This is a genomic window from Lacticaseibacillus zeae subsp. silagei (assembly GCF_030770335.1).
GTDB classification, from domain to species: domain Bacteria; phylum Bacillota; class Bacilli; order Lactobacillales; family Lactobacillaceae; genus Lacticaseibacillus; species Lacticaseibacillus zeae.
Genome location: NZ_CP132484.1, coordinates 2,205,431 through 2,231,762, shown reverse-complemented (window position 1 = coordinate 2,231,762; position 26,332 = coordinate 2,205,431). Strand labels below are relative to the sequence as shown.

The following is a 26,332-nucleotide window of genomic DNA, read 5'->3' as shown; positions in this document are numbered from 1 at the left end:
TAACGCGTTACAATAGTTATAGGAACCGAATTAAAGGTAAGGGTGATAAAAGATGCGCATGGTCGATTTGATCACGAAGAAACGCGATCGAGGTGAGCTGACAAATGATGAGCTGACCTGGATGATTGAACAATATACCGCTGGCAAGATTCCTGACTATCAGATGAGTGCCTTTTTAATGGCGGTTTACTTCAATGGCATGACGGATGCCGAACGCAACCATTTTGCGTTTGCAATGCTGCACTCCGGCGATGTTCTTGATCTCAGCGAAATTCCTGGCATTAAGGTCGATAAGCACAGCACCGGTGGGGTAGGCGACAAGATCAGTATTCCGTTGGCGCCGCTGGTTGCGTGCTTAGGCGTGCCGGTGCCGATGATTTCCGGTCGCGGGCTTGGCCATACAGGGGGGACGCTTGATAAGCTCGAGAGTATCCCCGGTTTCAACGTCACCGAAACCGAGGCAGAGTTTAAAAAGCAGGTGCAGACGATCCACGAAGCGATTGTCAGCGCTAGCCGCGAAGTTGCCCCAGCGGATCGCCGGATTTATGCGTTGCGTGATGTGACGGGCACTGTGGAATCGATACCACTTATTGCCGGCTCCATCATGAGCAAAAAACTGGCCAGCGGCACCAATGCCTTAGTCTTCGATGTCAAAGTCGGCAATGGTGCGTTCATGAAAACGATCAAAGATGCACGGGCCTTAGCCAAGGCTTTGGTTAGCATCAGCAAGAGTGCTGGCGTCAAAAGCGTTGCCTTATTGACTGACATGAATCAGCCACTTGGGATTACGATCGGGAATAGTCTGGAAATTGCCGAATCCATTGCGGTACTGAAAAATCGCGGGCCGCGTGATGTGCATGATCTGACCGTCGCTTTAGCAGCGCAAATGTTGGTACTAGGCGGCAAGGCGCCTAACTTGGAAATTGCCAGCGGCTTAGCCGAAGACGCTTTGCGGGATGGGCGCGCTTTGAGTGCATTTAAGCAATTAATTCAAGCACAAGGCGGCGATCCCGCTGTCGTTGACGATCCGCGAAAATTACCGCAAGCCAAGTATCGGATTCCCGTGACTGCCGATGAAAGCGGCGTTGTCGATCAAATTGATACGAATGCGCTTGGCCTAGCAGCGATGCAGCTCGGTGGTGGGCGGGCCAAAAAAGATGACGTTTTGGATTTAGCAGTCGGATTGGTTTTGCACAAGAAACTGGGAACACCGGTGTCGAAAGGCGATACGCTTGTGATGTTGCACACGGATACGAAAAATGTCGCCGATATTGTTGGACTAGTCCAAAAAGCCTATCACATTGGCTCCTCAACGCCGAAAAAGTCACCGCTCATTCATGAAATTATTCGCCCGTGACGTTTATTTTCACAAACAGATGGATTATTTCTATAGTCGTGAAAAAGATAGAAAACAGAACGTCCGGGAAGCGTTTGCGGACGGGCGTGTCGGCCAATATCATAACACCCTTGTGATTTGAAAAAATGTGAGAAGCATGATTTCCATCTTGTTTTTTGGGTTTTTGGTTTTTAAAAAATAAATATCGGGGTATACTTAGATTGTAATGAATCTATTGAAGGAGGAGAAACATATGCTAATGGCAATGGACGTATTATCGCTTGCACGTTTTCAGTTTGCGATGACGACCGTTTTCCATTTCTTTTTCGTACCGTTTTCAATTGGTATGGGTCTTGTGACCGCCATTATGGAAACGCTATATGTGCGTAAAAAGAATGAGACATATAAGAAGATGGCCAAGTTCTGGGGCAAGATCTTCTTGCTCAGCTTTGCCGTAGGGGTCGTTACCGGCATTATTCAAGAATTTCAGTTCGGCATGAATTGGTCGAACTATTCACGATTCATGGGGGACATCTTCGGGGTGCCACTGGCGATTGAAGCGCTGCTGGCATTCTTTATGGAATCGACGTTCATCGGTTTGTGGATGTTTACTTGGGATCGCTTCAAGCCAGCTGTACATGCTATCTTTATTTGGATGACTTGGTTAGGTACCACGTTATCGGCTATTTGGATTCTTTCAGCGAATGCCTTTATGCAGCACCCAACTGGCTTTGCGATCAGTCAAACCACAGGACGGGTCAAGTTGGTTGACTTTGGTGCCGTGATCACGAATCCGCAGTTGTGGGTTGAATTTCCGCATGTTATCTTTGGTGCCTTCACTACAGCCGGGTTTGCCGTTGCCGGCATGGCTGCTTGGCGGTTACTGAAGAAGGATCAGGTCGACTTTTACAAGAAGTCACTTAAAGTCGGTTTGGTAGTCGGCACCATCGCTTCTGCGTGCGCGATCGGCTTTGGCGACTTGCAGACGCAATTCATTATCAAAGATCAGCCCATGAAGTTTGCGGCTACCGAAGGGATTTACAAAGATACCAGTGATCCGGCACCGTGGACGTTGGTTGAGTTGATCAATACCAAAGATCACACGACGAGTGGCAATATTGAAGTGCCATATTTGCTGAGCCTGTTGTCCTACCACAAAATGAACGGTTCGGTTAAGGGCATGGAGACGGCTAACAAAGAACTTCAAGCTAAGTATGGTAAAGACAAAGATTACTATGTACCGGTTAAGACCTTGTTCTGGAGCTTCCGGGTCATGGCCGGTGGCGGTGTTCTGCTATTCCTGCTTGGTGTCTTAGGTCTTTGGTTCGGTCGCAAGAAGAAGGATACGTTGTTGAATCAACGTTGGCTGCTATACATTCTCGGCTTTGCACTATGGCTGCCATTTATCATTAACACGGCTGGCTGGTTCATCACTGAGTTAGGTCGTTATCCGTGGGTTGTTTACGGATTGTACACGATTGCCGATGCGGTTTCGCCAACCACGACAGCCGGTCAATTGCTGTTCACCAACATTTGCTACTTCCTGATCTTCACCTTACTCGGCGGTGTCATGATTTACTATTCGCACCGCGTTTTGAAGAAAGGACCAGAAGGCGATTTGAACACCGATTATGGGGTCAACAGCGATCCGTTAGCTAAGGAGGCGTTCGCAAAATGAGCTGGTTACAGATTTTATGGTTCTTTTTATTGTTCGTCCTGTTCAGCGGTTTCTTCGTACTTGAAGGCTTCGACTTTGGCGTTGGCATGTCAACCAAACTGTTAGCTCGCAACACGAGCGAAGAAGATCAGTTGGTGGCAACGATCGGTCCGCATTGGGATGGTAATGAAGTTTGGCTGATCACCGCTGGCGGTGCGATGTTTGCTTCCTATCCAATGTGGTACGCAAGCTTGTTCTCCGGCTTTTACATCATGTTCTTCATCGTTTTGTTTGGGCTGATTGTTCGTGGTGTATCCTTTGAGTTTGCGGCACACGCCGAGACCAAAACCGGTCGCAATATCTGGCGCTGGGCGCTGGCTTGCGGCAGTTTGATTCCGCCGTTTGTGTTAGGGATGATTTTCACTGCGATTATCCAGCCGCTACCAATTACCAAGGCTGGCGATGTTTATCCGACGTTGGGCAATCAGATTAATCTTCTGACCATCGTTGGTGGTGTCGCGGTTACGTTGATGATGCTGATGCACGGGTTGAACTTCATTCGCCTGAAGACAACCGGTGATTTACGCAAGCGTGCGCGCGATTGGAATAGCAAGCTGTATTATCTGCTATATGCCGGTGAAGTTGTATTCGCAGTTCTGCTGTTCTTTATGACCGACTTCTTCAAGGAACGCCCTATCAGCACGTTACTGATTTTGGTTGTGATTGTCGGCTCAACTGTTGCTGCGCATATCGGCGTTTTGAAAGATAATGAAGTGCTTTCCTTTGTCGGAAGTGCGATTGGACTGGTTGGCGTCGTTGGCGTCATCTTCAATGGCTTATTCCCACGTGTCATGATCGGGCAGGATGCAGCAATGTCCATTCTTGCAAAAGATGCCAGTGCCAGCTCGTTGACCCTGACCATCATGACCATCGTGGCAGTTATCCTGTTGCCAATTGCCTTAATCTACTTCATCTGGAGTTACGTTGTCTTCCACAAACGTATTCAAGCAAAAGGGGCGGTTAGTGAATGATCGATAAGACGCTCATGCGCTTATCGGGAATGAGGAAAACAATGACAATGCTTGCCGGGTTTGCGCTCGTGCAAGCTTTTGTTATTTTATTGCAAGGAAAGTTTCTTGCAGAAGGGATCGTCCATTCCTGGAATCGTCAAAGTTTAGCTGGGTTATGGATGCCTTTGGGGCTGTTTGCACTGGCATTTACCGTGCGGCAGCTCATTGTGTGGGTGCGTAATCGTATCGGTGCTCGCTTTGCCATGAACGGATCTGCGTGGTTGCAAGAACAATTGCTGAAGCACTTGTATGCATTAGGACCAGCGGCAGTGGCAAAAGAAGGTACCGGTAATCTGGTCACCATGGCGCTCGACGGCATTCCCGAAGCCGAAAATTATATTGAACTGATCTTAAACAAAATTCTCAACATGAGCATTATTCCATGGGTTTTGGTCGCCTATATCTGGTATGAAAATTGGTTGACCGGCTTTACTCTGCTGATTATGTTTCCGATCATCATCTTGTTCATGGTGATTTTGGGACTGGCAGCGCGTGACAAGTCGGAAAGTCAGTATGCCGGTTTTCAGAAAATGAGCAACCATTTCATTGATTCGCTGCGGGGACTCAAAACGCTGCAATTGATGGGCATTAGTCGCCAGTACGCCAATAACGTTTATGAGGTTTCGGAAGATTACCGGAAGCAGACCATGGGCGTTTTACGCATTGCCATGTTGTCGACCTTTGCGTTGGATTTCTTTACGACGTTATCGATTGCGGTTGTCGCGGTTTTTCTTGGGATTAAGCTGATGGATGGCGGCATTCCTTTATACCCCGCGATGGTCGCGCTGATTCTGGCGCCGGAGTATTTTATGCCGATTCGTGATTTCGGCACGGATTACCACGCAACGTTAAATGGCAAAAACGCGATGGCCGCGATCTGGAAGGTGATCGACCAGCCGTTGCCGACTGACACCAAGGTGTTGCCGGCGTTTGACGGTTGGCAGAATCAAGATACATTAATCATGAAGCATCTTGATTTCATGTACGACGATAAACGTGCAGGAATTCATGACGCCAATCTGCAGTTTACCGGCCCGGAAAAGGTAGCAATCATTGGCGCCAGCGGTTCCGGCAAGTCGACATTGTTAAATTTGATTGGCGGCTTTTTGCAACCGCAATCCGCAACGATCACTGTCCGGGGAACCAAGGTGTCGCATCTGACGCAGGCCGCCTGGCAGGATCATTTGAGTTATATTCCTCAGGATCCGTATTTGTTTGCGGATACCATTGCCGCTAACATTCGCTTTTATCGCCCCAGTGCTTCGGATGACGAAGTTCGGCAAGCAGCAGCGGCGGCAGGTTTGAGTCACTGGATCGAGACGTTGCCGGATGGGTATGCCACCCGCATCGGTGAAGGTGGCCGGGGAATTTCTGGCGGCCAGGCCCAGCGAATCGCGTTGGCCAGAACACTGGTTGACACCAACCGGTCGATCTGGTTATTCGACGAGCCGACTGCCCATTTGGATATTGAAACCGAAGCCGAGCTAAAGGAGACTTTGGTGCCGCTATTTAAAAATCGCCTGGTCATCTTCGCCACGCACCGACTGCACTGGCTCAATCAAATGGATCGCGTGATTGTCGTGGATGGCGGGCGGATCGTTGCTGAAGGAACACCGAGCGAGCTAGCGGCCCACTCTAAGCCATATCAGGCACTGGTACACGAAATGCGAGGTGAATTCAATGCATTGGTGGAAAAATGAACACTGGGTCCGGCCTGATCTAAAACGCTACCGGTGGCTACTGTTTTGGTCGCTGGTTCTTGGGGTCATGACGTTCGTGTTTGCTGGCGCGTTGATGTTCACTTCAGGCTTTTTAATTGATAAAAGTGCCACTAAACCCTTATTTGCGGCGATTTATGTGACCGTTGTCCTGACCCGTGCCTTTGGGGTTGGCCGCCCGGTTTTCCAATATGTTGAGCGTTTAACCAGTCACAACTGGGTGCTGCGGATTACCAGCCATATGCGCCGTAAGTTATACAAAGTGCTGGAAACCGATGCGGCATTTGTCTCGGAACACCACCAGACCGGTGATATTTTGGGATTACTGGCAGATGACATCGGCCACATTCAGAACCTCTATTTGCGGATGATTTTTCCGACCGTGGTTGGCGCTGGCTTAACGGTGATTGCCACGTTACTATTGGGCTGGTTCAACTGGGGTTTTGCGTTATGGATCTGCTTGTTACTACTGTTCCAGATCCTGATTCTTCCTTGGTGGGGGCTAGTGGTTGAACGCTTCCGCAAGGCTGAGCAAAAGCAACTGAACCATGATGCCTATGTCTCACTGACAGACTCTGTGCTTGGTCTATCCGATTGGGTCATCACCCATCGTGGTCAGGAGTTTTTGGATCAAAGCTTGGCAGCACCGAAAAAACTGGCTGCTTCGACTGCAAAATCCAAACGTTTCCAATGGAGACGGGACTTTGTCGGCCAGTTACTCTTCGTGTTGATTACCATCAGTATGCTAATTTGGACCAACCTTGAATGGACTGGCAGTCAGGCAAGTGCCAACTGGGTCGGCGCTTTCGTACTGGTTGTTTTTCCGCTTGATCAAGCCTTTTCCGGCATTGCCCAAGGCGTCGGTGAGTGGCCGACTTATCGAGATGCGATCCGGCACCTCAATGATCTGCACCCCGTGACGCGGGCATTGCCCAAACAGCAACCGGTACCGACTAGTTTTAAAACCGTTCAGCTGAAGCAGGTTAGCTTCCGCTATACGCCAACCGATCCTGAATTGATCACCGATATCGATTTAACCGTTCACGCCGGCGAAAAAATGGCGATTCTCGGTCCCAGTGGCATGGGAAAAACAACCTTGTTGCAACTGGTCTTGGGTGACTTAACGCCGACAACCGGCCAAGTGCTGATTGACGGGCAGGATGTGCTGACCTATCAGGAACACCGCACGAATTTGTTCGCGGTGCTAGATCAAAGTCCATTTCTGTTCAGTACGTCGATTATTAATAACGTCCGTTTGGGAAATGAAAATGCCAGCGATGAAGAAGTCGCTGCGGCGTTGAAAGCCGTCAAGCTGGACAAGCTCATTGCCCAACTGCCCAATGGTATGGACAGCAGTGTCGAAGAAGCCGGCTTTGCCTTTTCCGGTGGTGAGCGTCAGCGGTTATCGTTAGCGCGGATTCTTTTACAGGATGCGCCTATCGTACTGCTGGACGAACCTACCGTTGGCTTGGACCCGATTACCGAACAGGCGCTGCTGGATACGATGTTCTCCGTTCTAAAAGGGAAGACCATTCTATGGGTCACCCATCATCTGCAAGGTGTTAGTCAAACCGACCGCGTTGTCTTCCTGGAAGATGGCAAGTTGACGATGAATGACACGCCGCAGCATTTGGCTGAGCAGAATCAGCGGTATCAGAATCTGTATGCGCTCGATGCGGGGTTGCGGTGAGGTGTTAAAAAAGTTCTAATTTTAAATTTAGTAGCGTCGCCAATAAAACAACTGATAAGTGTGGTGGCGTTAGAAAATTGTTTTATTTTCGATCCAAGTTCTGTATGCAATCAGAATTTGGATCGTTTTTATTTTGTTACAACTTAAAAAAGTTGAGGCTGCAAAAAGAAAAATCACGAATAACGTTTAAATTGTTGAAACCGGTTACGTAAAGCCCTATACTGTAGATATTATTAGAAATGTGGAGGAGAAAGATGACAAAACTTAATCAACCATACGGAATTGGCCTCGATATAGGATCAAGTTCGATCGGTTTTGCTGTTGTGGACGCAAATAGTCATTTGCTTCGTTTAAAAGGTGAAACGGCTATTGGGGCAAGATTATTCAGGGAAGGTGAATCCGCGGCGGGTAGGCGAGCAAGTCGAACAACGCGGCGACGTTTGAGTCACAATCGTTGGCGACTGCGCTTTTTGCAGGACTTTTTTGAGCCTCATATATCTTCAATAGATCCTGATTTCTTTTTACGGCAAAAGTATTCAGAGATCTCTCCTAAAGACAAAGAGCGGTTTAAATATGAAAAACGGCTTTTTAATGATCGAACAGATGCTCAGTTTTATAAACAATATCCAACTATGTATCACTTGCGCCTTCATCTAATGAATGATGCTAGTAAAGCTGATCCACGCGAGATTTTTTTTGCAATCCACCATATTTTAAAAAGTCGTGGGCATTTTTTGACGCCAGGTGATGCTAAAAACTTTAACACTGATGATGTGGACCTAAAACGCATCTTTCCAGCATTGACCGAAGCGTATGCACAAGCTTATCCTGACTTGACCTTAAGTTTTGAAGCGAGTAAGGCCGAGAAGTTCAAATCCATTTTATTAGACGAAGATGCTACGTCGAACGATACCCAAAAAGCATTGGTAAAGTTATTGCTGGTTGATGACGGTGACAAAGAATTATTAAAGCAACAGAAGAAAGTACTGACTGAGTTCGCAAAGGCCGTGGCTGGTCTTAAAGCTAAATTTGATGTTGCACTAGGAATAGAAGTTGCAAATGCCGAGAACTGGCATTTTGGAATGGCACAATTGGAAGATAAATGGAGTGACATTGAACCGTCCTTGACAGATCAAGGGATGGAAATCTTTGAGCAGATTCAGGATCTTTATCGCGCGCGGTTGCTTAATGGTATCGTTCCAGCAGGAAAAACCCTTTCGCAGGCAAAGGTTGACGACTACGATCAGCATTGCAAAGATCTTAAGCTATTTAAGGAATATTTGAAACAGCTTAATGATCACGATTTAGCCAAGCGCATTCGGTTGCTTTATGATCGTTATATTGATGGCGATGACGCTAAGCCCTTTTTAAGAGACGATTTTGTTAAGGCGTTAAAAAAAGAGGTCACAGCGCATCCAACCGAACTGGCTGAGTCGTTATTAGAGCGGATGGAACAAGATAACTTTATGCTCAAGCAAAGGACAAAAGCGAACGGATCAATTCCAGTCCAAATGCAGCAGCGTGAGCTTGATCAGATTATCGCTAACCAAGCCGAATATTATAGCTGGCTGGCTGCCGAGAATCCTGTTAAGGAGCATCGGGATAGCAAGCCTTATCAACTAGATGAATTGTTGAATTTCCGTATTCCCTATTATGTTGGTCCGATGATCACCAAAAAACAACAGGAAAAGTCAGGCCAAAATGTTTTCGCCTGGATGGTGCGTAGAGATCCTTCAGGCAACATTACGCCTTATAACTTTGATGAAAAGGTGGATCGGGAAGCGTCAGCGAATGCCTTCATTCAACGCATGAAAACCACTGATACCTACTTGATCGGTGAAGATGTGCTCCCTAAACAGAGCCTGCTTTATCAGAAGTATGAAGTCTTAAATGAGCTAAACAATGTTCGGGTTAATGGCGAGAGTTTGAGCACGGATAAGAAGAAGCGGCTTATACGCGAGTTATTCGAACGACATAGCAGCGTTACGCTCAAGCAATTTGTTGAAAATCTGGTCGCTCATGGCGATGTAGCAAAGCGACCAGATGTTCGTGGCTTGGCAGATGAAAAGCGGTTTTTAAGTTCACTTTCTACCTACCATCAGTTAAAGGCCATCTTGGGTGATGCTATTGATGACAGAGATAAGTTAACTGATATAGAGGCCATCATTACCTGGTCCACAGTCTTTGAAGATGCTGCCATTTTTAAAACGAAATTAAATGAGGTTAGCTGGCTGGATTCAAAAACCCGTACATCATTAAGCAATATTCGTTATCGCGGTTGGGGACAGTTCTCACATAAACTGCTTGATGGGTTGAAACTGGGTAACGGACATACGATTATTCAGGAACTGGTGCTATCAAGTAGAAACTTAATGCAGATTTTGACCGATACAACGTTAAAGGAAGAAATAGCAGCGTTAAATCAGGAGCGATTAAAGCCTGACAGCATCAACGAGGCTATCGATGATGCCTATACGTCACCGAGTAATAAGAAAGCCATACGCCAAGTGCTAAAAGTCATTGAAGATATCAAGCACGCAGCAAATGATCAAGCTCCGAGCTGGCTGTACATTGAAACTGCTGATGGAGGAGGCCGTCCGGGCAAAAGAACGTTGTCTCGTCAAAAACAAATTCAAGCAATTTATGAAAACACAGCCAAGGAATTGATTGATAGTGCAGTCCGTGGTGAGCTAAAAGATAAGATCGCAGATAAAACGAATTTTTCTGACCGACTTGTACTTTACTTCATGCAAGGTGGACATGATATATACACTGGGACGGCCTTGAACATTGATCAGCTGAGCAGTTATGACATCGACCATATTTTGCCGCAGTCATTGATTAAAGATGACTCTTTAGATAACCGGGTTCTTGTTCATGCTAAAATCAATCGTGAAAAGAATGCTGAGTTTGCATCAACCTTGTTTGCGGCTAAAATGGCATCTACTTGGCATCGTTGGCGTGATGCCGGTTTAATCAGTGGGCGCAAACTTAAAAATTTGCTGATGCGTCCTGATGAAGTCGATAAATATGCGAAGGGATTTGTTGCGCGTCAGTTAGTGGAAACGCGACAGATTATTAAGCTTACCGAGCAAATTGTTGCTGCTCAATATCCTGATACAAAAATCATTGCGGTCAAGGCTGGACTTTCGCATCAGTTACGGCAAGAACTTGATTTCCCGAAAAATCGTGATGTTAACCATTATCATCATGCTTTTGATGCGTTCTTAGCGGCTCGCATAGGAACGTACCTCCTTAAACGTTATCCGAATTTGGCTCCATTCTTTACGTATGGCGAATTCACAAAAACCAATCTCAAAAAATTACAAAGCTTCAACTTTATTGGTGCGCTGACGCATGCAGATAAAAAAATAACGTCCAAAGACACTGGTGAGGTTTTGTGGGACAATCAGCGAGATATCGAAGAACTCGATCAAATTTATAACTTTAAACGTATGCTTATAACTCATGAAGTTTATTTCGAGACCGCGGGTTTGTTTAAACAAACAGTCTATGCTGCTAAGGATTCGAAGGAACGCGGGGGCAGCAGGCAACTGATTCCGAAGAAGAAGGGTTATTCGACTGAGGTCTATGGTGGTTATTCAGGAGAAAATACAGCATATCTAGCAGTAGTACGTTTGGTGAAAAAATCAGGGGTGACTTATAAGGTTATTAAGATTGCTTCATCACAAGCAGCCTTTTTGGGAAAGGCTAGGGAAAAATCGTTATTAGAAGAGAAGAAGCTTCTCGAGAAAATGTTGATCTCAAAATTCTCGAAAAGTGGAAAGAGCAATTCCACACAGCTTGAAATTGTTTTGCCACGTGTCCCCAGAGAACAACTTTTCCATAATAAAAAATATGGACTCTTTTTGGTAAACTCTGATACTATGTTTCATAATTTTCAAGAATTATGGCTCTCACGTTCGGATCAGAAACTGCTGCAAAAGATTTTACGTGATTCCAAGGTAGATGAAGCAAGAGGCGAAGAAATAGATTATCTTTTTTCTAGTATAGTGCAACAGGTCACTCAATATTTTGCGTTATACAATATTGCTGGGTTCCGTAAAAAACTACAGCAAAGTCTCGAAAAATTTAAAAGCTTAAAAGTCTCCGATGTGGATGCGACATCTGGGAAAATCTCGACAATTAAGGAGCTACTAAAGGGAACACAGGCTAATGGAGTTACTGGAAATTTAAAAAATTTAAATATTGCTACCCCATTTGGGTTTACACAAGACAAGAGTGGCATCCTGACAGAAGACACTTCAATAATTTATCAATCTCCAACGGGGTTATTTAAGAGAGTCATTCGCTTAGCCGATTTATAGGGAACAAAAAAAGCCATCCGATAAAATTTCAGATGGCAGTATGTAGAGGCCCTACATGGGCTCAGTAATTGAAACTCAGCCGAAGCTTTGTTTGATCTCAACGTGTAGATGTCAGATCAATCAATTCAAGTTGTTGAGGATGTCGTCTCAACAACTGTATTAAATCATATTACGCAAGCGATTACAAGAGGTGATTTTATGGGATGGCGATCGTTGATTATAACCCAGCATTGTAAGGTAACAACAAAGCAACATTCCTTGGTTGTTCAAACAAACGGCGATATTCATACGATGCCAATAGATGATCTGAATCAGGTCATTTTTGCGACGACGCGGGCTTTTATTTCCGCGGATGCTATTACATCGTTGGCGGAAGCAAATGCAAAGGTCGTTTTTTCCGGCCGAGATGGGCAACCGGTAACGGAAACTGCAAACTTATACTCCGATCGGCGGAAAGCTGAACAGATCCGTCGACAAGCTAATTGGCCGGAGGATTTGGTCGAAACAATGTGGACAAAGATTGTTGCCGCAAAAATAAACAACCAGGCCCAAGTTGTCAAACTTTGTGGGCATGATGAGCAACCACTGCTAGATGACCTTGACGCTCTAGAATTAAATGATGTATCAAATCGTGAGGCCAGTGCAGCTCGACGTTATTTTAAGATAATGTTTGGAGAGGACTTTTCGCGATCAGATCTATGTGCGACCAATTCGACCTTAAACTACGGTTATTCGATTTTGCTGTCAAGTACGAATCGTGCGATTGTGAGCACTGGTCATATAACAGAACTGGGGATGCATCACCACAGTGCGTCCAATCCATATAATCTTGGCTCAGATTTAATGGAACCGTTCAGACCTGCAATCGATTACTGGGTTGTGCAACACTCAATCAAAGATCTTACGCCGGATGTTAAATACGCTTTGATTGGTTTACTTAACTTAGAGTTGACGTTTAATGGCAAAAAGGCCTTACTTCAAAATGCATTAGCAGATCATGTTGAGAATTGTATGGCATTTTTGGATGGGCGTGCTAAGAAGTGTCGAATTGAGGTGACTTTTCCCGATGAGGTATCGAGTTATGCGATTAATGATCATGTTTGATTTACCCGTCGAAACATCAGAAGACCGCCGAAATTATCGTAAATTCCGACGAGCGCTTATTGATGAAGGCTTTTTGATGATGCAATATTCCATTTATGTACGTGTTTGCAAAACAAAAAAGTCAGCTACGTACATGGAGCAGAGAATCGCAACTGTCAAGCCACCCGTTGGAACTGTCCAAACCTTAATGATTACAGAAGCACAATATCAAGCTATGCATTTCATGGTTGGGACAGAAAAGCAAGACATTCGGAACTTAGCGGACAGGACGGTGATTATTTGAATTTAACCTACTATCCTTTTCAGGTGATTACAACCAGGCCTTCGCTAATAACGGTGATAGACACAGCTGTACCTAAAGTGTTTCTTGATCTGCTAAGAACGCTTCGAGACGATAATGGAGAAATTGTCGTAAGTGATGACAAAATGCAGATTCAAGAGGCTCATAAAGCGTGTCTGTGGGTTGGTGATCCTGCTCTGGAACTCGATTTGGATAAGCTACTGCAACGTTGGATTTACAAAAAGATTGCACAAATGATTGACGATCAGCGGCTGGTTAAATTAATCGATCAATCACAACATATGGCCATGGACTTGCTGAAGGATCCCCTCTTGAATGATCTTCCTCTTACAGTTGAGCCCGGTGGGAAGCTGGAACAAATTATGAAATATTGCAATCTTCATTTTGATGAAGGGGTAACTGTAGAACCAGTTTCTAAAATTGAAGCCGCGATTCAAACCTTAACAAAGCTTGAAGAAAAGCGCCTTGTAATTTTGACTAATGTCAGTCATTATTTAGGTGCTAAGGAGTGGAAACATTTGGTAGATCAAGTTAGTGACACCACACTGGAATTGGCTCTCATTGAATTTTCAGATGTCGAGCGAAAGAACTTCTTTGAGAACTGCCAGTATGTGTACATTGACGAAGATTTTATGGATAGCCGGGAGCTGATTGATTAAGAGGCCATGTGAAAACACCGGTCTCAGGTAGATGTCAGATCAATCAGTTCAAGAGCCTGCATGTACTCATTGAACTCTTTAAGTGTGTCTCAGGTAGATGTCAGATCAATCAGTTCAAGAGCCAGGTGCGAAGATGATAGACTTGCCAGCCAGTCTCAGGTAGATGTCAGATCAATCAGTTCAAGAGCTCGATTGCTGGTGTTAGTCGCATCACAGTTGTCTCAGGTAGATGTCAGATCAATCAGTTCAAGAGCAAGGAAGCGGACGCTAATGACGCAGCCATCGTCTCAGGTAGATGTCAGATCAATCAGTTCAAGAGCACTTCTTGTGTGTAGGCCAGCCCTGTATCAGTCTCAGGTAGATGTCAGATCAATCAGTTCAAGAGCAAGTGGGCACTGATTAAGGGAGCGGATGGTGTCTCAGGTAGATGTCAGATCAATCAGTTCAAGAGCCTCGGTTAGGATTACTCGATTGGAAGACCAGTCTCAGGTAGATGTCAGATCAATCAGTTCAAGAGCCAGTGATTCCACTGTTACCAAGGACGGCAAGTCTCAGGTAGATGTCAGATCAATCAGTTCAAGAGCTGATCTTCTGTGGCTTGTTGCGTATCAGCAGTCTCAGGTAGATGTCAGATCAATCAGTTCAAGAGCTCAAAGCAACAAAATTAGCCCTCCACACGCGTCTCAGGTAGATGTCAGATCAATCAGTTCAAGAGCCAAACAACGTTTATGGTTGAGTATGGCCGGGTCTCAGGTAGATGTCAGATCAATCAGTTCAAGAGCTTAGTGGATAGTTAAGGGTTCGTTACCCTTGTCTCAGGTAGATGTCAGATCAATCAGTTCAAGAGCCAAATTGAGTGTCAACAAGTTTGAAACGATGTCTCAGGTAGATGTCAGATCAATCAGTTCAAGAGCTTTCGTCGGGCGTCATCAGAGAACGGCTCGGTCTCAGGTAGATGTCAGATCAATCAGTTCAAGAGCTTGCTTGGTGGCATCATGAGCTGGATCAACGTCTCAGGTAGATGTCAGATCAATCAGTTCAAGAGCCGGTGGCGATGGCAAAAAGTACATTGGCACGGTCTCAGGTAGATGTCAGATCAATCAGTTCAAGAGCGATGAATCATTTCAGCGAATGTCTGTTGATGTCTCAGGTAGATGTCAGATCAATCAGTTCAAGAGCCAGAACCGCGAACTTTTCACTGGTCACCTTGTCTCAGGTAGATGTCAGATCAATCAGTTCAAGAGCAGAGACGATTATAGTTGGCACTCAAGATGGGTCTCAGGTAGATGTCAGATCAATCAGTTCAAGAGCCATGATGTCGATCATTGCGTGTTACTCATAGTCTCAGGTAGATGTCAGATCAATCAGTTCAAGAGCTGCAGTTTTAGCTGACGATTAATTGTCTCTGTCTCAGGTAGATGTCAGATCAATCAGTTCAAGAGCCAGATGATTGCGAGAAAGCATAGAAGTAGTGTCTCAGGTAGATGTCAGATCAATCAGTTCAAGAGCTATACAGGCTTTCGCCTGGATAAATCAGGCGTCTCAGGTAGATGTCAGATCAATCAGTTCAAGAGCACTGTTCCCGGTTGTAATCAATGATGCGTTGTCTCAGGTAGATGTCAGATCAATCAGTTCAAGAGCTGCCACGATCATCTTTAAACCGCTCGCTATGTCTCAGGTAGATGTCAGATCAATCAGTTCAAGAGCTAACGTTGTATTTCTTTTCCTTTGCCACGGGTCTCAGGTAGATGTCAGATCAATCAGTTCAAGAGCACTGTGATTTTCATAAGCGACGGTGTTCAAGTCTCAGGTAGATGTCAGATCAATCAGTTCAAGAGCATGCAATGGCTTTGTGTGCTACCGTGTCATGTCTCAGGTAGATGTCAGATCAATCAGTTCAAGAGCTTGAATAAGGCTCCAAATACCGGAGAAATAGTCTCAGGTAGATGTCAGATCAATCAGTTCAAGAGCATGGTCAGGCTTTACCGGCATGGTAAACGGGTCTCAGGTAGATGTCAGATCAATCAGTTCAAGAGCATTAATAGTCCAGGTGGTGATGTATTTGCTGTCTCAGGTAGATGTCAGATCAATCAGTTCAAGAGCTTGGGACGGTGTTAAAGACGCTAGCTCGTGGTCTCAGGTAGATGTCAGATCAATCAGTTCAAGAGCTCCGCATCAACGGCAGCGGCCAAGGAACGCGTCTCAGGTAGATGTCAGATCAATCAGTTCAAGAGCTCGGTTCGTTGCGATCGTCATTAAAGGCACGTCTCAGGTAGATGTCAGATCAATCAGTTCAAGAGCTAAGTTGTCTTGACAACAAACTAAAACGCAGTCTCAGGTAGATGTCAGATCAATCAGTTCAAGAGCTATGACCGTGTTGTTATTGGTGATGGTGTGGTCTCAGGTAGATGTCAGATCAATCAGTTCAAGAGCCAGCAACGTGCCGCACGGGTATCCGTTTATGTCTCAGGTAGATGTCAGATCAATCAGTTCAAGAGCCGTCATAAATAACCACTGTACCACTATTAGGTCTCAGGTAGATGTCAGATCAATCAGTTCAAGAGCCGACTTTGGTGTCATCGTAGAGATAAGCAGGTCTCAGGTAGATGTCAGATCAATCAGTTCAAGAGCACATGCTGCCCTACACTGACTTTGATCGCGTCTCAGGTAGATGTCAGATCAATCAGTTCAAGAGCGTGTGCACGTACGCGTTGACATATTCAGGCGTCTCAGGTAGATGTCAGATCAATCAGTTCAAGAGCCCTTGATTACGAAGACGGCGCGAGTGCGAGGTCTCAGGTAGATGTCAGATCAATCAGTTCAAGAGCGCAGTATTGTTGAAGCCTGAACAGATTCCAGTCTCAGGTAGATGTCAGATCAATCAGTTCAATAGCGCTGGAATAAGATGACCCTAAAAGAGGCAGAGTGTGGAAAGAAAATCAGTACAAGAAAGGAAGTTTTAAAAGTGACAACCAAGGTTTACAGACACGCACTTGACCTATTATTAGATGGATATGCACCTGATAATGTAGAAACTTTGAAAACAATGAAGACAAGGGAAGTTTACAGTCGCATTACTCGTAATGGCATGGTTGCCGAGCAACTGGGTGTTTACTTTCCATTAAGGCTTATTGGAAGGAAAGAATTAAGGGAACTACGTGAGGCCGTTCCTCCGGACAAGACACCTTTAGAGATCTCATTAGATGTAGCCACCATTAAAGGTCAAGCAAAACCTTTACACCATTATGCACCGGATTCAGACGTATGGCTTGATAGACTTATCGGGTCTTTATACTTTAGAGGTAGTGATGGTTTAAAATAATTAAAAAAAGCCTTGACAGGTCTCAAATAGAGATCGGAACACCAAGTTCAAAAGTTCTTAAACATGATCGGCACAGTAGTCAAGTTTTATTAGATAAATGGTGTTGATGAAGTTGTTTATTAGCTACAGTATGGATTTAACAGGACCATAATTTTTCAAAGCCTGCGAATGATATTCGCGGCTTTTTGTTTGGCCAGGTAAAGAGTTCAGCAAACTGTTAGTCAATCACCATATTCTTAGTCGTTAACGCGTACAATAAGAAACTGATAAACCGATTCGAGGTGACCTAACATGCACTGGTTAAAAAAATATGTACGACCACTGGATTATGTCATTGTGGTCTTACTGTTCATTGCATGCTTCATTCCGCTGGGCATTTTTTCAATGACCGAAGCGCATGTGAACACGAATCAAAAAGTGGCGGTTATTTCGATTAATGGCCATGTCAAACGGCGCATTAAGCTGGATGCTCATGCGGGCCACCAGCAGTTTACGCTGTATCCGGCAAAAGGACAGTATAATGTCATCGAAGTTGATGGCACACGCATTCGCGACAAGGAAGATAATTCGCCAGATCAGATTGCGGTGCATACGGGCTGGATTAGCCAAATTGGGCAGCAAAGCATCTGCCTACCGCATAAATTGCTGATTGAAATCAAGCCAGCGCAAGGAAATAAAGGCAATAGCGGCGATGATGGCGGACTGGTACACCTTTAATCAGTTGGCTTAAACGTTTACAAGCTGTTAAATGTAGTGCAGTATTTCAAAAATAGCTGCTTAAATATGTTTTTCTCATGGTAAACTGGAAAAACAATCTGTTGTTTAGCAAGTCGTTTGCGACACCGATGGCAGTCACAATGCTGCAGACTGATTGAAAGAAAAGAGGCAAGCCTTTAATGCTGGGATTACTGAAATACGGACGTGACAAGCTTGGGGCTGGGGTTATTGAAACAATTTTTGATTGGTTGCCGACAGTCCTGCCGGTCATCATTGCGCTTGAATTGGCGGCAAATCGTGCGATGGAAGCAATCGTGGTGGCCGGGGTACTGGGGATATTCTGGCTTCTTTATATTACGATTTACGAACGGCATCACCGTCATGACTGGGCCATGAGTGCCAAGCGTGAGCTGCGTGATCGTTATTTCGAGGCGCTTTACCAACGCAATGATGCAAGTGCCGCAACCGGTGCAGACAATGCGGTGATTCAGCGTGATTTGGGTGGACTTAACAATTTGGATATGTTTTATAGCACGTTGTTTCCCACTTCCTTGCAGGCCATGATGACTTACCTGCTGTTAATCGGGCTGTCGATTTGGTATTGCTCATGGCTGGCTTTACTGCCGCTGGCCTGTGTTTTGTTGATTGGCTTTGCCATGATGTTTCTTGGCAAGCAAATGTCAGCACAAAATAAGACCCATCTGGCCGGATTTTTAAAAATGGGTGGGCGCTTTATTAACGATCTGCGCGGGATGAATACCTTGGTGATGTACAATGCTGCCGACCGTTACGGGCAAAAGTTTGCGGACGATAGCGAATATTTTCGGCAGGCCACGATGAATCTTTTGAAAACCCAGTTGCAAGTGCTGTTCGTCATCAACGGTTTTGTTTATCTGACAGTATTCGTTGGTGGTTTTGTGACCGCACTTCAGCTCATTGGCGGCCAGTTACCAGCGGCCGGGGCGTTTGCCACTTGGTTTACGTTGGCCATGATGATGGTCAATGCCCGGCAACTCGGCTATTTCGTGCATGTTGTCAAATCAAACGGCCCGTCACTGGCCGCGATCCTAGGAACGATTGCTAAGGCCAAGGCGGCGCCGGCGACAGTTCGGATTACCGATAACCGTCCGCTTAAACAAATCACGCTTGATCAGGTGACGATCGGTTATGCGCCCGATAAACCACTTGTGACGGCCATCGATGCCACGCTGGAACCGGGCAAGTTATACGGCTTAGCAGGGGAAAATGGCACCGGTAAGAGTACGCTCATTCAAGCCATTTTAGGCCGCTTGGAACCTTTATCCGGAACGATTATGGCTGATAACACGGCTGTCACTGCGTTGAGCAACGCGCAGAAAGCGGCCGTGTTTGGGTACGTCACGGCAGATGAATACCTTTTTTCCGGCACCGTTCAGGAAAATCTGTTGTTAGGAAATCGATTTGGCGACACATGGCAACGGAAACTTGATGATTTGGGACTGATGCAGTTTGTCCCTAAGCTGGAAAAAGGGTACGACACGCAGGTGGGCGAAGGCGGTCGGCTGCTTTCGCCGGGGCAGCGGCAACAGTTGGCGTTTGCGCGGATGTTACTGGCGGACAAGACCGTTTACCTGTTGGATGAAATTACGTCCAGCATTGATAAAGTCAACGCTGCGGCGATTTTGGCGGCTGTTAAAAAGTTGAGCCAGGAGAAAATTGTTTTGTTCATTTCTCACAACCTCTCCGCCATGGCGCAGGCTGATGTAGTGTGGTTTATTCATGATCAACATTTGATCGTTGCTAATCATGAGCGGCTTTACCAGCAGCAGCCGACGTATCGGCGACTGGTGGATAATCCGGAGACGATGCAGAAAGAGGGTGCACGCTGATGATCAGAGGGTTATTAAAGTACACCCATCATTTAACCGGCGCCATTGTGATCAGTTTTTTGATCGGCATGGTCGCCGAACTGGCCAAGGCAGTTGTCTTGATTCTTGCGGCGATGATGCTGTTTGATCCGCAACACGCGTCAGAGTTGCTGTTGCCAGGCGTCATCGCGGTCATTCTCTTGGGTCTCGGAAGTTTCGGCGAGCAATATGCCGGACATTTTGTAGCTTTTCATGTCCTAGCTGACTTACGCGGCGCGGTTTATCGGCAATTGGTACGATTGGCACCGACAAAACTGGATACGCAATCGAGCGGTAAGTTACTCAAGTTAATTGGCAGCGACATCGAAGCGATGGAAATCTTTTATGCCCATACCATTGTGCCAGTCGCAATCGGGTTAACATACGGTCTTTTGATGACGGCAGTTTATAGTCGCGTCAGTATTTTGGCAGCAGTGGTTGCGCTGGTCGGTTATGCGGCAGTGGGCGGGTTGATTCCGTATGCGCGGCATCGGCAATTGACTGCTAAGACTCAGGCTGCCGATCAGCTGAAGGCGGCCAACCAGCAGTACTTACTAGAATCAGTCCGCGGGATGGGGGCAGTGCGTCAGCTGGGCATTGCAAAAGAACGCATGGATCAAGGCAATGTCGGGTTTGACCGTGAAGCCGCTGCGTTTCAACAAGCGCAATTCAGTCAATTATTAAAAAATGTCGCTGCAACGTTTGCCATGGTCGCAACGTGGTTGTTCATGGTCTGGCTAAGCGGCTGGCAGCAGGCAAACGCCTTGCAGCAAGCGGTTCTTGCAGTCTTCCCGTTGACGTTTGGTCCATTGCTCGCATTAAACAATCTTCCTGGATCCCTACTTAACGGGTTTGCGGCGGCCAAAAATCTATTCAATCTATTGCAGGAACAGCCGCTAACAGCAGCACCAGCAACCGCAAGTCAAACAGTTGGTGCTATTAAGCAGATTCAGGTGAAGCAGGTTTCATTTAGTTATCCAGCGCGTCCTGAAGAAGTTCTAAACGACGTGACGCTGACCTTAAAGGCTGGCGAGATCACCGGCTTTGTAGGTGCCAGTGGGTCGGGTAAAAGTACGTTAGCTAAACTGATCATGGGTTGGTATCCGGTCACGAGCGGTCAGATTCTGATCAATGACACGGATCTTGCGACCATCAACCCCCAATTGCTGCGGGCACAAATTAATTATTTGCCGCAGACCGCGGTATTTTTCTCCGAAACGGTCCGTGATAATCTGACGTTACATGATTCGACGATTACGGATGATCAAATTTGGACGGTATTGGCGCAAGTTAAACTGAGTGACCGGTTAAAACAGGTTGCCAATGGACTGGATACGCAGATTGCTGCCGGACACGTGCCTTTTTCTAGTGGCGAACAGCAACGGCTCGAATTGGCCCGCGCCTTATTGCATCCTAGCAGCGTCTTGGTCTTAGATGAACCCACCAGTAATCTTGACACTGAAAATGAGCGGCTGATTCTGGATACGATCAAAGCCTATTATCACGGCATCGTCATTTTGATTTCACACCGCGCAGAATCGGCAGCCTATGCGGACCGGATTTATCGCTTCAGTAATCGGCAGGTTGTGGAAGAAAAGTAATTTGTTGGCACTTCAGGTTGTTATTTTCGATAAAAAGAGCACGCGAAAACATTTCCGTTGTCATTTTCCCCAAAGATTGTTAGCCTGAATTTGAACACGGATCAGCAAATGGTCTGACCGTCTTGGAGGAGGGCACGCGCCATGATCATTGAAACGATTCTTAACAATAATGCGGTTGTGGTTCGGCATGAGCAGCGTGAGACGATTATCGTTGAACGCGGTATCGGGTTTCATGCCAAAAAAGGGGAAACACTGACGTTGCGGGACAGCATGAAGGTGTATGTTCCGGAAGACCAAGCCAAGCTGAAAATTGCGGCAGAAACGATTGCCAGCTTACCGAGCGAGTATTTGACGCTGGCGGCGCGGATTGTGCAAGAGGCAGAAGTTCAGTTGCAGACAACATTTAACAGTTATTTGCTGATTGAATTGGCTGATCATCTGCACTTCGCGGTAATGCGGTTGCATGACAATTTGTTATTGCATAACCGACTGTTGTGGGAAATTCAGATGGCCTATGAGCAGGAATATCGAATGGGCAAGTGGGCGTTAGAAGCTGTGGCTGAGCAGTTAGGCGAAACATTGCCGGAAGATGAGGCTGGGTTCATCGCATTGAAGTTTGTTAGCAACGACCTCAATCATCAGCAGCCGGTTGATTCGTTGGCGTTTACGCAGATGCTGGCGAATGTTACGAAAATTATTTTCTATCGGCTGGGACTGGACATGAACACCAAAACACCGGAGTACCAGCGATTAGCGATTCATCTTAAGTTTTTCCTTCAACGGGTTTACGCGCACACAGATAAACAGGAAGCGAGTTACGACCACGCCCTGTTAGCACATTTGCAAGAAGATTATGTACAGGCTTATCAGTGTATGGAGGATGTTGTTCAGTTCATCGAGCAGAAGGTCAACGTACCCGTTTCCAAAAACGAGCAGATCTATTTAACCTTGCATATTTCCCGATTAGCTGCCAGTCATGCGCAAAATTTAAAAAGTAGTTGACGACGGCTAATGAATCAGATAAGATGTGGTTATTGAAAGCGAATACAGTACCATCTGGCTTGTTACTATTGAATTAGGCAAAACCAGAAAGACTTGACTTAGGCACGCCCTAGGTTTCGTCTTTCTGGTTTTTTTATTGCCCAAGGTCTGGAGGAAAAGAAAATGGGAGAAGCAACACTGGCGAAGCAACTGTTGCAGTTGGTTGGCGGCAAGCAGAATATTGAACAGGTTTGGCATTGTGCGACGCGGCTGCGTTTCACATTGAAGGATCCGCAAAAAGCGACCGCGGCTAAACAGAAAGTCGAGGTGTTGGACGGGGTCATCACGGTCGTGGAAGCAAGCGGCCAGTATCAAGTGGTCATCGGCAATAACGTGAGTGATGTTTATCAGGCAATTATCAAACTTGAACCGAGTTTAGGTGACAGTGCGCAGGCGGCCAATGACCGACCGCGTGAAAAAATGACATTCAAACGTGCTTTCAATGGCTTGTTAACCTTTATTTCCGGCGTTTTCACGCCATTTCTAGGTGCGATGGCCGGTGCCGGGATTCTAAAAGGCTTACTGTCGCTGGCCGTGGCGGTTGGCTGGTTAACGACCAAAAGCGGCGCCTATCAGATTTGGTGGGCAGCAGCAGACGGCATTTTCTACTTTTTACCGATTGCGTTAGCGTTTACGGCCGCGAAACATCTGAAGGTGAATCCATTTGTGGCGATGGCAATTGCTGCCGCGATGGTTTATCCCAACATCGTCGGACTCGTTGGCAAACCGAGTATTGATTTCTTTGGTATTCCGGTGGTGGCGGCTAATTACACGGCCACGGTCTTGCCGATTTTGCTGGTCGTCGTGGTTCAGAAGTTTCTGGAACCATTTTTCAACAAAATTTGGCATCCGTCGGTTCGGAACATTTTGGCACCGTTATGTCTGTTAGTGATCATCGTGCCGCTGACCATGTTGGTGGTTGGACCGGTCAGCTCCATTCTCAGTAATGGTCTTGCTACGGCGATTGTGTCATTGAACAAGAGCGTGCCGGCTTTAGCGGGGATGGTTCTTGGCGGCTTCTGGCAGGTGTTTGTAATTTTCGGCGTTCATTGGGCCTTGGTGCCGGTCATGATGAACAACATTGCCCAGTATGGGACAGATCCGATGATGCCGATTCTTTTGCCGGCAGTTTTGGCACAGGCCGGCGCGGCGTTTGCGGTGTTCCTTAAAACCCGCGACGCTAAAATGAAAAGTCTGGCTGGTTCAAGCACGATTACGGCACTTTTCGGGGTCACAGAACCAACTATTTACGGGATCACCTTAAAATTGAAAAAGCCGTTTTATTGCGCGTGTGTTGCCGGAGCAGTTGGCGGGATTATCGTGGCCATGTCCGGCGCCGGTTCGAATGTAGCATCATTGGCCAGCATCTTATCGTTGCCGACTTATCTCGGTAAAGGGTTCGGCGTTTCGGTGATCGGCGATATTGTAGCCTTTGTTCTCGGCGTTGCCCTCACCTTGGTGTTTGGCGGGATTAACGCTGGCGTCAAAGAAGACAAGACGCAAGCAGCACAGGTGACAGCGGATCATGCAGAAACATTGGCAGCGCCGGTGAAAGGAACCCTGGTGCCGCTCAGCGAAGTGCCGGATGAAGTCTTTTCTTCGGGCACCATGGGACAAGGCATCGCGATTGAACCGGAGGATAACTTGGTCAAGGCACCAGTCGCAGGGACGATCAGTCTGGTGTATCCAACCGCGCATGCTATTGGCATCACGTCTGATAAAGGCGCAGAGATTCTGATTCACATTGGTGTCGACACCGTGAATTTAAAAGGCAAGTATTTTAAACCTTTGATTGAACAAGGACAGAAGGTGGCTGTCGGTACGCCGTTGGTTGAATTTGATTATCAAGCGATTAAAGCTGCAGGGTATGCGCCAACCGTGCTGATGATTGTGACGAACTCCGACCGTTATCAGGTTGAAACTCGAGCGGACGGGGCAACAGAAGACGATGCGTTAATGACGCTAGCTTAGAAAGGATGGACATTTGACCATGACTTATTTGAATTTTCCTAAACAATTTATGTGGGGCGGTGCGACCGCAGCCAATCAGCTGGAAGGCGCCTATCGTGAAGATGGCAAAGGCTTATCGATTGCCGATGCCCTTCCCCAAGGAAAAGCACGGTTTGATCTGGTGAATGAGCCGGATTTTGACTGGACCATCGATGAAAGCAACTATCGGTACCCGAATCATCGGGGGATCGATCATTACCACCATTTTAAAGAAGACATCAAGCTGTTTAGTGAAATGGGCTTTAAATGTTATCGCTTTTCGATTGCCTGGTCACGAATTTTTCCGGAAGGTGATGAAAAGACACCTAACATGGCTGGCCTGGCGTTCTATGATGCAGTGATCGCGGAGTGTTTGAAATATGGGATTGAACCGATTATCACGATTTCCCATTACGAGATGCCACTGCACCTGGTTACCAAGTATGGCGGCTGGAAGAACAAGCAGCTCATTGGCTTTTACAAGCGATTTGCCGAAACCGTCTTGACCCGTTATTTCAAACAGGTGAAGTACTGGATGACCTTTAACGAAATCAACAGTGCGCTGGCATTTCCGGTGATGAGCCAAGGCTTGGTGAAAAGTAACGGTGCGGCTGATAAGCGCAACATTTTCCAAGCCTGGCACAATCAGTTTGTGGCAGGTGCCGAGGCGGTTAAAATCGGCCACCAGCTGGATCAGAATCTTCAGATTGGCTGCATGTTGTTATACGCCACCACTTACAGCTATGACGCGAATCCGGTCAATCAGCTGGCAACGCTGCAACAAAATCAAGCGTTCAATTTCTTCTGCGGCGATGTTCAGGTGCGCGGTGAGTATCCGGCATACACGGATGCTTTGCTGGATCAATATGGCATCAAGTTGACCGATCTAGACTTTTCGGCTGCTGAGTTGGCACTGTTGAAGCAGCATCCGGTTGATTATATTGGCTTCAGTTATTACATGTCTGCTGTTGTCGAAACGATTCAAAAGGATCATGCCGAGGTCGGCGGGAACTTGTTAAGCGGCATTAAGAATCCTTTCCTGGAAGCAAGTGAATGGGGCTGGCAGATCGACCCGATCGGCTTACGTATTGCTTTAAATCAGTTATACGACCGTTATCGCAAGCCCCTGTTCATCGTTGAAAATGGCCTCGGCGCCGTGGACCAGCCGGATTCAAACGGCGAGATTCACGACGATTACCGGATTGACTATCTGAAGCAGCACATCGAACAAATCGGTGCGGCCATTCATGATGGCGTTGATGTCATGGGCTATACGCCATGGGGATGCATCGACTTGGTCAGCGCGTCAACCGGCCAGATGTCGAAGCGTTATGGATTCATTTATGTTGATCTCGATGATGCCGGGCAGGGAACCCTCAAACGCTCCAAGAAGAAATCTTTCGACTGGTATCGGCAGGTGATTGCGTCTAACGGGGCTGATTTAGATTCCTAACTGACGGCTTGCGTTAGGATGCCTGAGTCCAACTTGACAAGGTTAATGGTGTTATGTTTTAATATTAGCTATAGTGAATAGCAACGAATCGGTTGAGCGTATGCTTCAAGATGCCTTTCCTGGGGAAGAAAGGGCGTCGAGGCGTGCGCTCTTTTTGTGAGCGTGAGCCGGCGCGTTTAGGAGTCGGAGTGTAAGTGGCCTTGGGCGTGATGACCCGGGCTTGGTCATTGCGACCAAGGTCCTTACACGCAGACTCCTGCGCCGGCGAACGCGTTATGGAAAGGAGCACGTTTTAAGTGGCCTTGGGCGTGATGGCGGGTTTTGCCATTGCGGCCAAGGTCCTTACACGCAGACTCCTGCGCCGGCGAACGCGTTATGGAGAGGCACGTTTCAAACAGCTTAAGTAAGCAAAAAAGCGCCACCAACCGAATTCGAGAACTTATATCAAGAAAGGGATGAC

Annotated in this window: 16 protein-coding genes and 1 CRISPR repeat array; all 16 genes read left to right on the top strand. The window is 46.6% G+C overall.

Going from position 1 to position 26,332, the window contains the following annotated elements:
* The first annotated feature begins 52 nt into the window (after positions 1–52).
* The 16 genes from LACZS1_RS10370 to LACZS1_RS10295 all read left to right on the top strand — a co-directional run bounded on the left by LACZS1_RS10370 (position 53) and on the right by LACZS1_RS10295 (position 25,872).
* Positions 53–1,357, top strand: a complete 1,305-nt coding sequence (locus LACZS1_RS10370; protein ID WP_070652003.1) for a pyrimidine-nucleoside phosphorylase — start codon at positions 53–55, stop codon at positions 1,355–1,357.
* 232 nt (positions 1,358–1,589) lie between these two features.
* Positions 1,590–3,014: a cytochrome ubiquinol oxidase subunit I gene (locus tag LACZS1_RS10365; protein ID WP_010491892.1), complete on the top strand. Its 1,425-nt coding sequence runs from the start codon at positions 1,590–1,592 to the stop codon at positions 3,012–3,014.
* Complete coding sequence (gene cydB, locus LACZS1_RS10360; protein ID WP_047106359.1) at positions 3,011–4,024, top strand: cytochrome d ubiquinol oxidase subunit II; 1,014 nt, start codon at positions 3,011–3,013, stop codon at positions 4,022–4,024. The genes LACZS1_RS10365 and cydB overlap by 4 nt, the downstream gene beginning before the upstream one ends.
* Positions 4,021–5,763: a thiol reductant ABC exporter subunit CydD gene (gene cydD / locus LACZS1_RS10355; protein ID WP_070652004.1), complete on the top strand. Its 1,743-nt coding sequence runs from the start codon at positions 4,021–4,023 to the stop codon at positions 5,761–5,763. Before cydB ends, cydD begins: the two co-directional genes overlap by 4 nt.
* Positions 5,744–7,471 (top strand): thiol reductant ABC exporter subunit CydC, encoded by a 1,728-nt coding sequence (gene cydC / locus LACZS1_RS10350; RefSeq protein ID WP_070652005.1) that lies wholly within the window; start codon positions 5,744–5,746, stop codon positions 7,469–7,471. The genes cydD and cydC overlap by 20 nt, the downstream gene beginning before the upstream one ends.
* 254 nt (positions 7,472–7,725) lie before the next feature.
* The gene (gene cas9, locus LACZS1_RS10345) at positions 7,726–11,799 is read left to right on the top strand and encodes a type II CRISPR RNA-guided endonuclease Cas9 (RefSeq protein ID WP_306402741.1); all 4,074 of its coding nucleotides are present in this window, start codon (positions 7,726–7,728) and stop codon (positions 11,797–11,799) included.
* 198 nt (positions 11,800–11,997) lie between these two features.
* A complete protein-coding gene (gene cas1, locus LACZS1_RS10340) occupies positions 11,998–12,903 on the top strand; it encodes a type II CRISPR-associated endonuclease Cas1 (protein WP_070652007.1) in 906 nt (301 codons plus the stop codon).
* On the top strand, positions 12,881–13,186 hold the full coding sequence (cas2, locus tag LACZS1_RS10335; protein ID WP_047106365.1) for a CRISPR-associated endonuclease Cas2: 306 nt from the start codon (positions 12,881–12,883) through the stop codon (positions 13,184–13,186). Before cas1 ends, cas2 begins: the two co-directional genes overlap by 23 nt.
* Positions 13,183–13,863 (top strand): type II-A CRISPR-associated protein Csn2, encoded by a 681-nt coding sequence (csn2, locus tag LACZS1_RS10330; RefSeq protein WP_070652008.1) that lies wholly within the window; start codon positions 13,183–13,185, stop codon positions 13,861–13,863. Before cas2 ends, csn2 begins: the two co-directional genes overlap by 4 nt.
* Positions 13,864–13,883: 20 nt before the next feature.
* Positions 13,884–16,757: a CRISPR direct-repeat array (repeat unit 36 nt; unit sequence GTCTCAGGTAGATGTCAGATCAATCAGTTCAAGAGC).
* Positions 16,758–16,828: 71 nt separating this feature from the next.
* The gene (locus LACZS1_RS10325) at positions 16,829–17,185 is read left to right on the top strand and encodes a hypothetical protein (RefSeq protein ID WP_070652359.1); all 357 of its coding nucleotides are present in this window, start codon (positions 16,829–16,831) and stop codon (positions 17,183–17,185) included.
* A 291-nt stretch (positions 17,186–17,476) separates the two neighbouring features.
* Positions 17,477–17,902 (top strand): NusG domain II-containing protein, encoded by a 426-nt coding sequence (locus LACZS1_RS10320; protein ID WP_070652358.1) that lies wholly within the window; start codon positions 17,477–17,479, stop codon positions 17,900–17,902.
* 179 nt (positions 17,903–18,081) lie between these two features.
* Positions 18,082–19,770, top strand: a complete 1,689-nt coding sequence (locus tag LACZS1_RS10315; protein WP_070652357.1) for an ABC transporter ATP-binding protein/permease — start codon at positions 18,082–18,084, stop codon at positions 19,768–19,770.
* Positions 19,770–21,389, top strand: a complete 1,620-nt coding sequence (locus LACZS1_RS10310) for an amino acid ABC transporter ATP-binding/permease protein (RefSeq protein WP_070652356.1) — start codon at positions 19,770–19,772, stop codon at positions 21,387–21,389. The genes LACZS1_RS10315 and LACZS1_RS10310 overlap by 1 nt, the downstream gene beginning before the upstream one ends.
* A gap of 141 nt (positions 21,390–21,530) precedes the next feature.
* Positions 21,531–22,391 carry a PRD domain-containing protein gene (locus LACZS1_RS10305; RefSeq protein WP_070652355.1) on the top strand — a complete coding sequence of 287 codons (861 nt, stop codon included), beginning with the start codon at positions 21,531–21,533 and terminating at the stop codon, positions 22,389–22,391.
* Positions 22,392–22,553: 162 nt separating this feature from the next.
* A complete protein-coding gene (locus tag LACZS1_RS10300) occupies positions 22,554–24,401 on the top strand; it encodes a beta-glucoside-specific PTS transporter subunit IIABC (protein ID WP_274804359.1) in 1,848 nt (615 codons plus the stop codon).
* A 19-nt stretch (positions 24,402–24,420) separates the two neighbouring features.
* Positions 24,421–25,872 carry a glycoside hydrolase family 1 protein gene (locus LACZS1_RS10295; protein WP_070652353.1) on the top strand — a complete coding sequence of 484 codons (1,452 nt, stop codon included), beginning with the start codon at positions 24,421–24,423 and terminating at the stop codon, positions 25,870–25,872.
* Positions 25,873–26,332 lie beyond the last annotated feature (460 nt).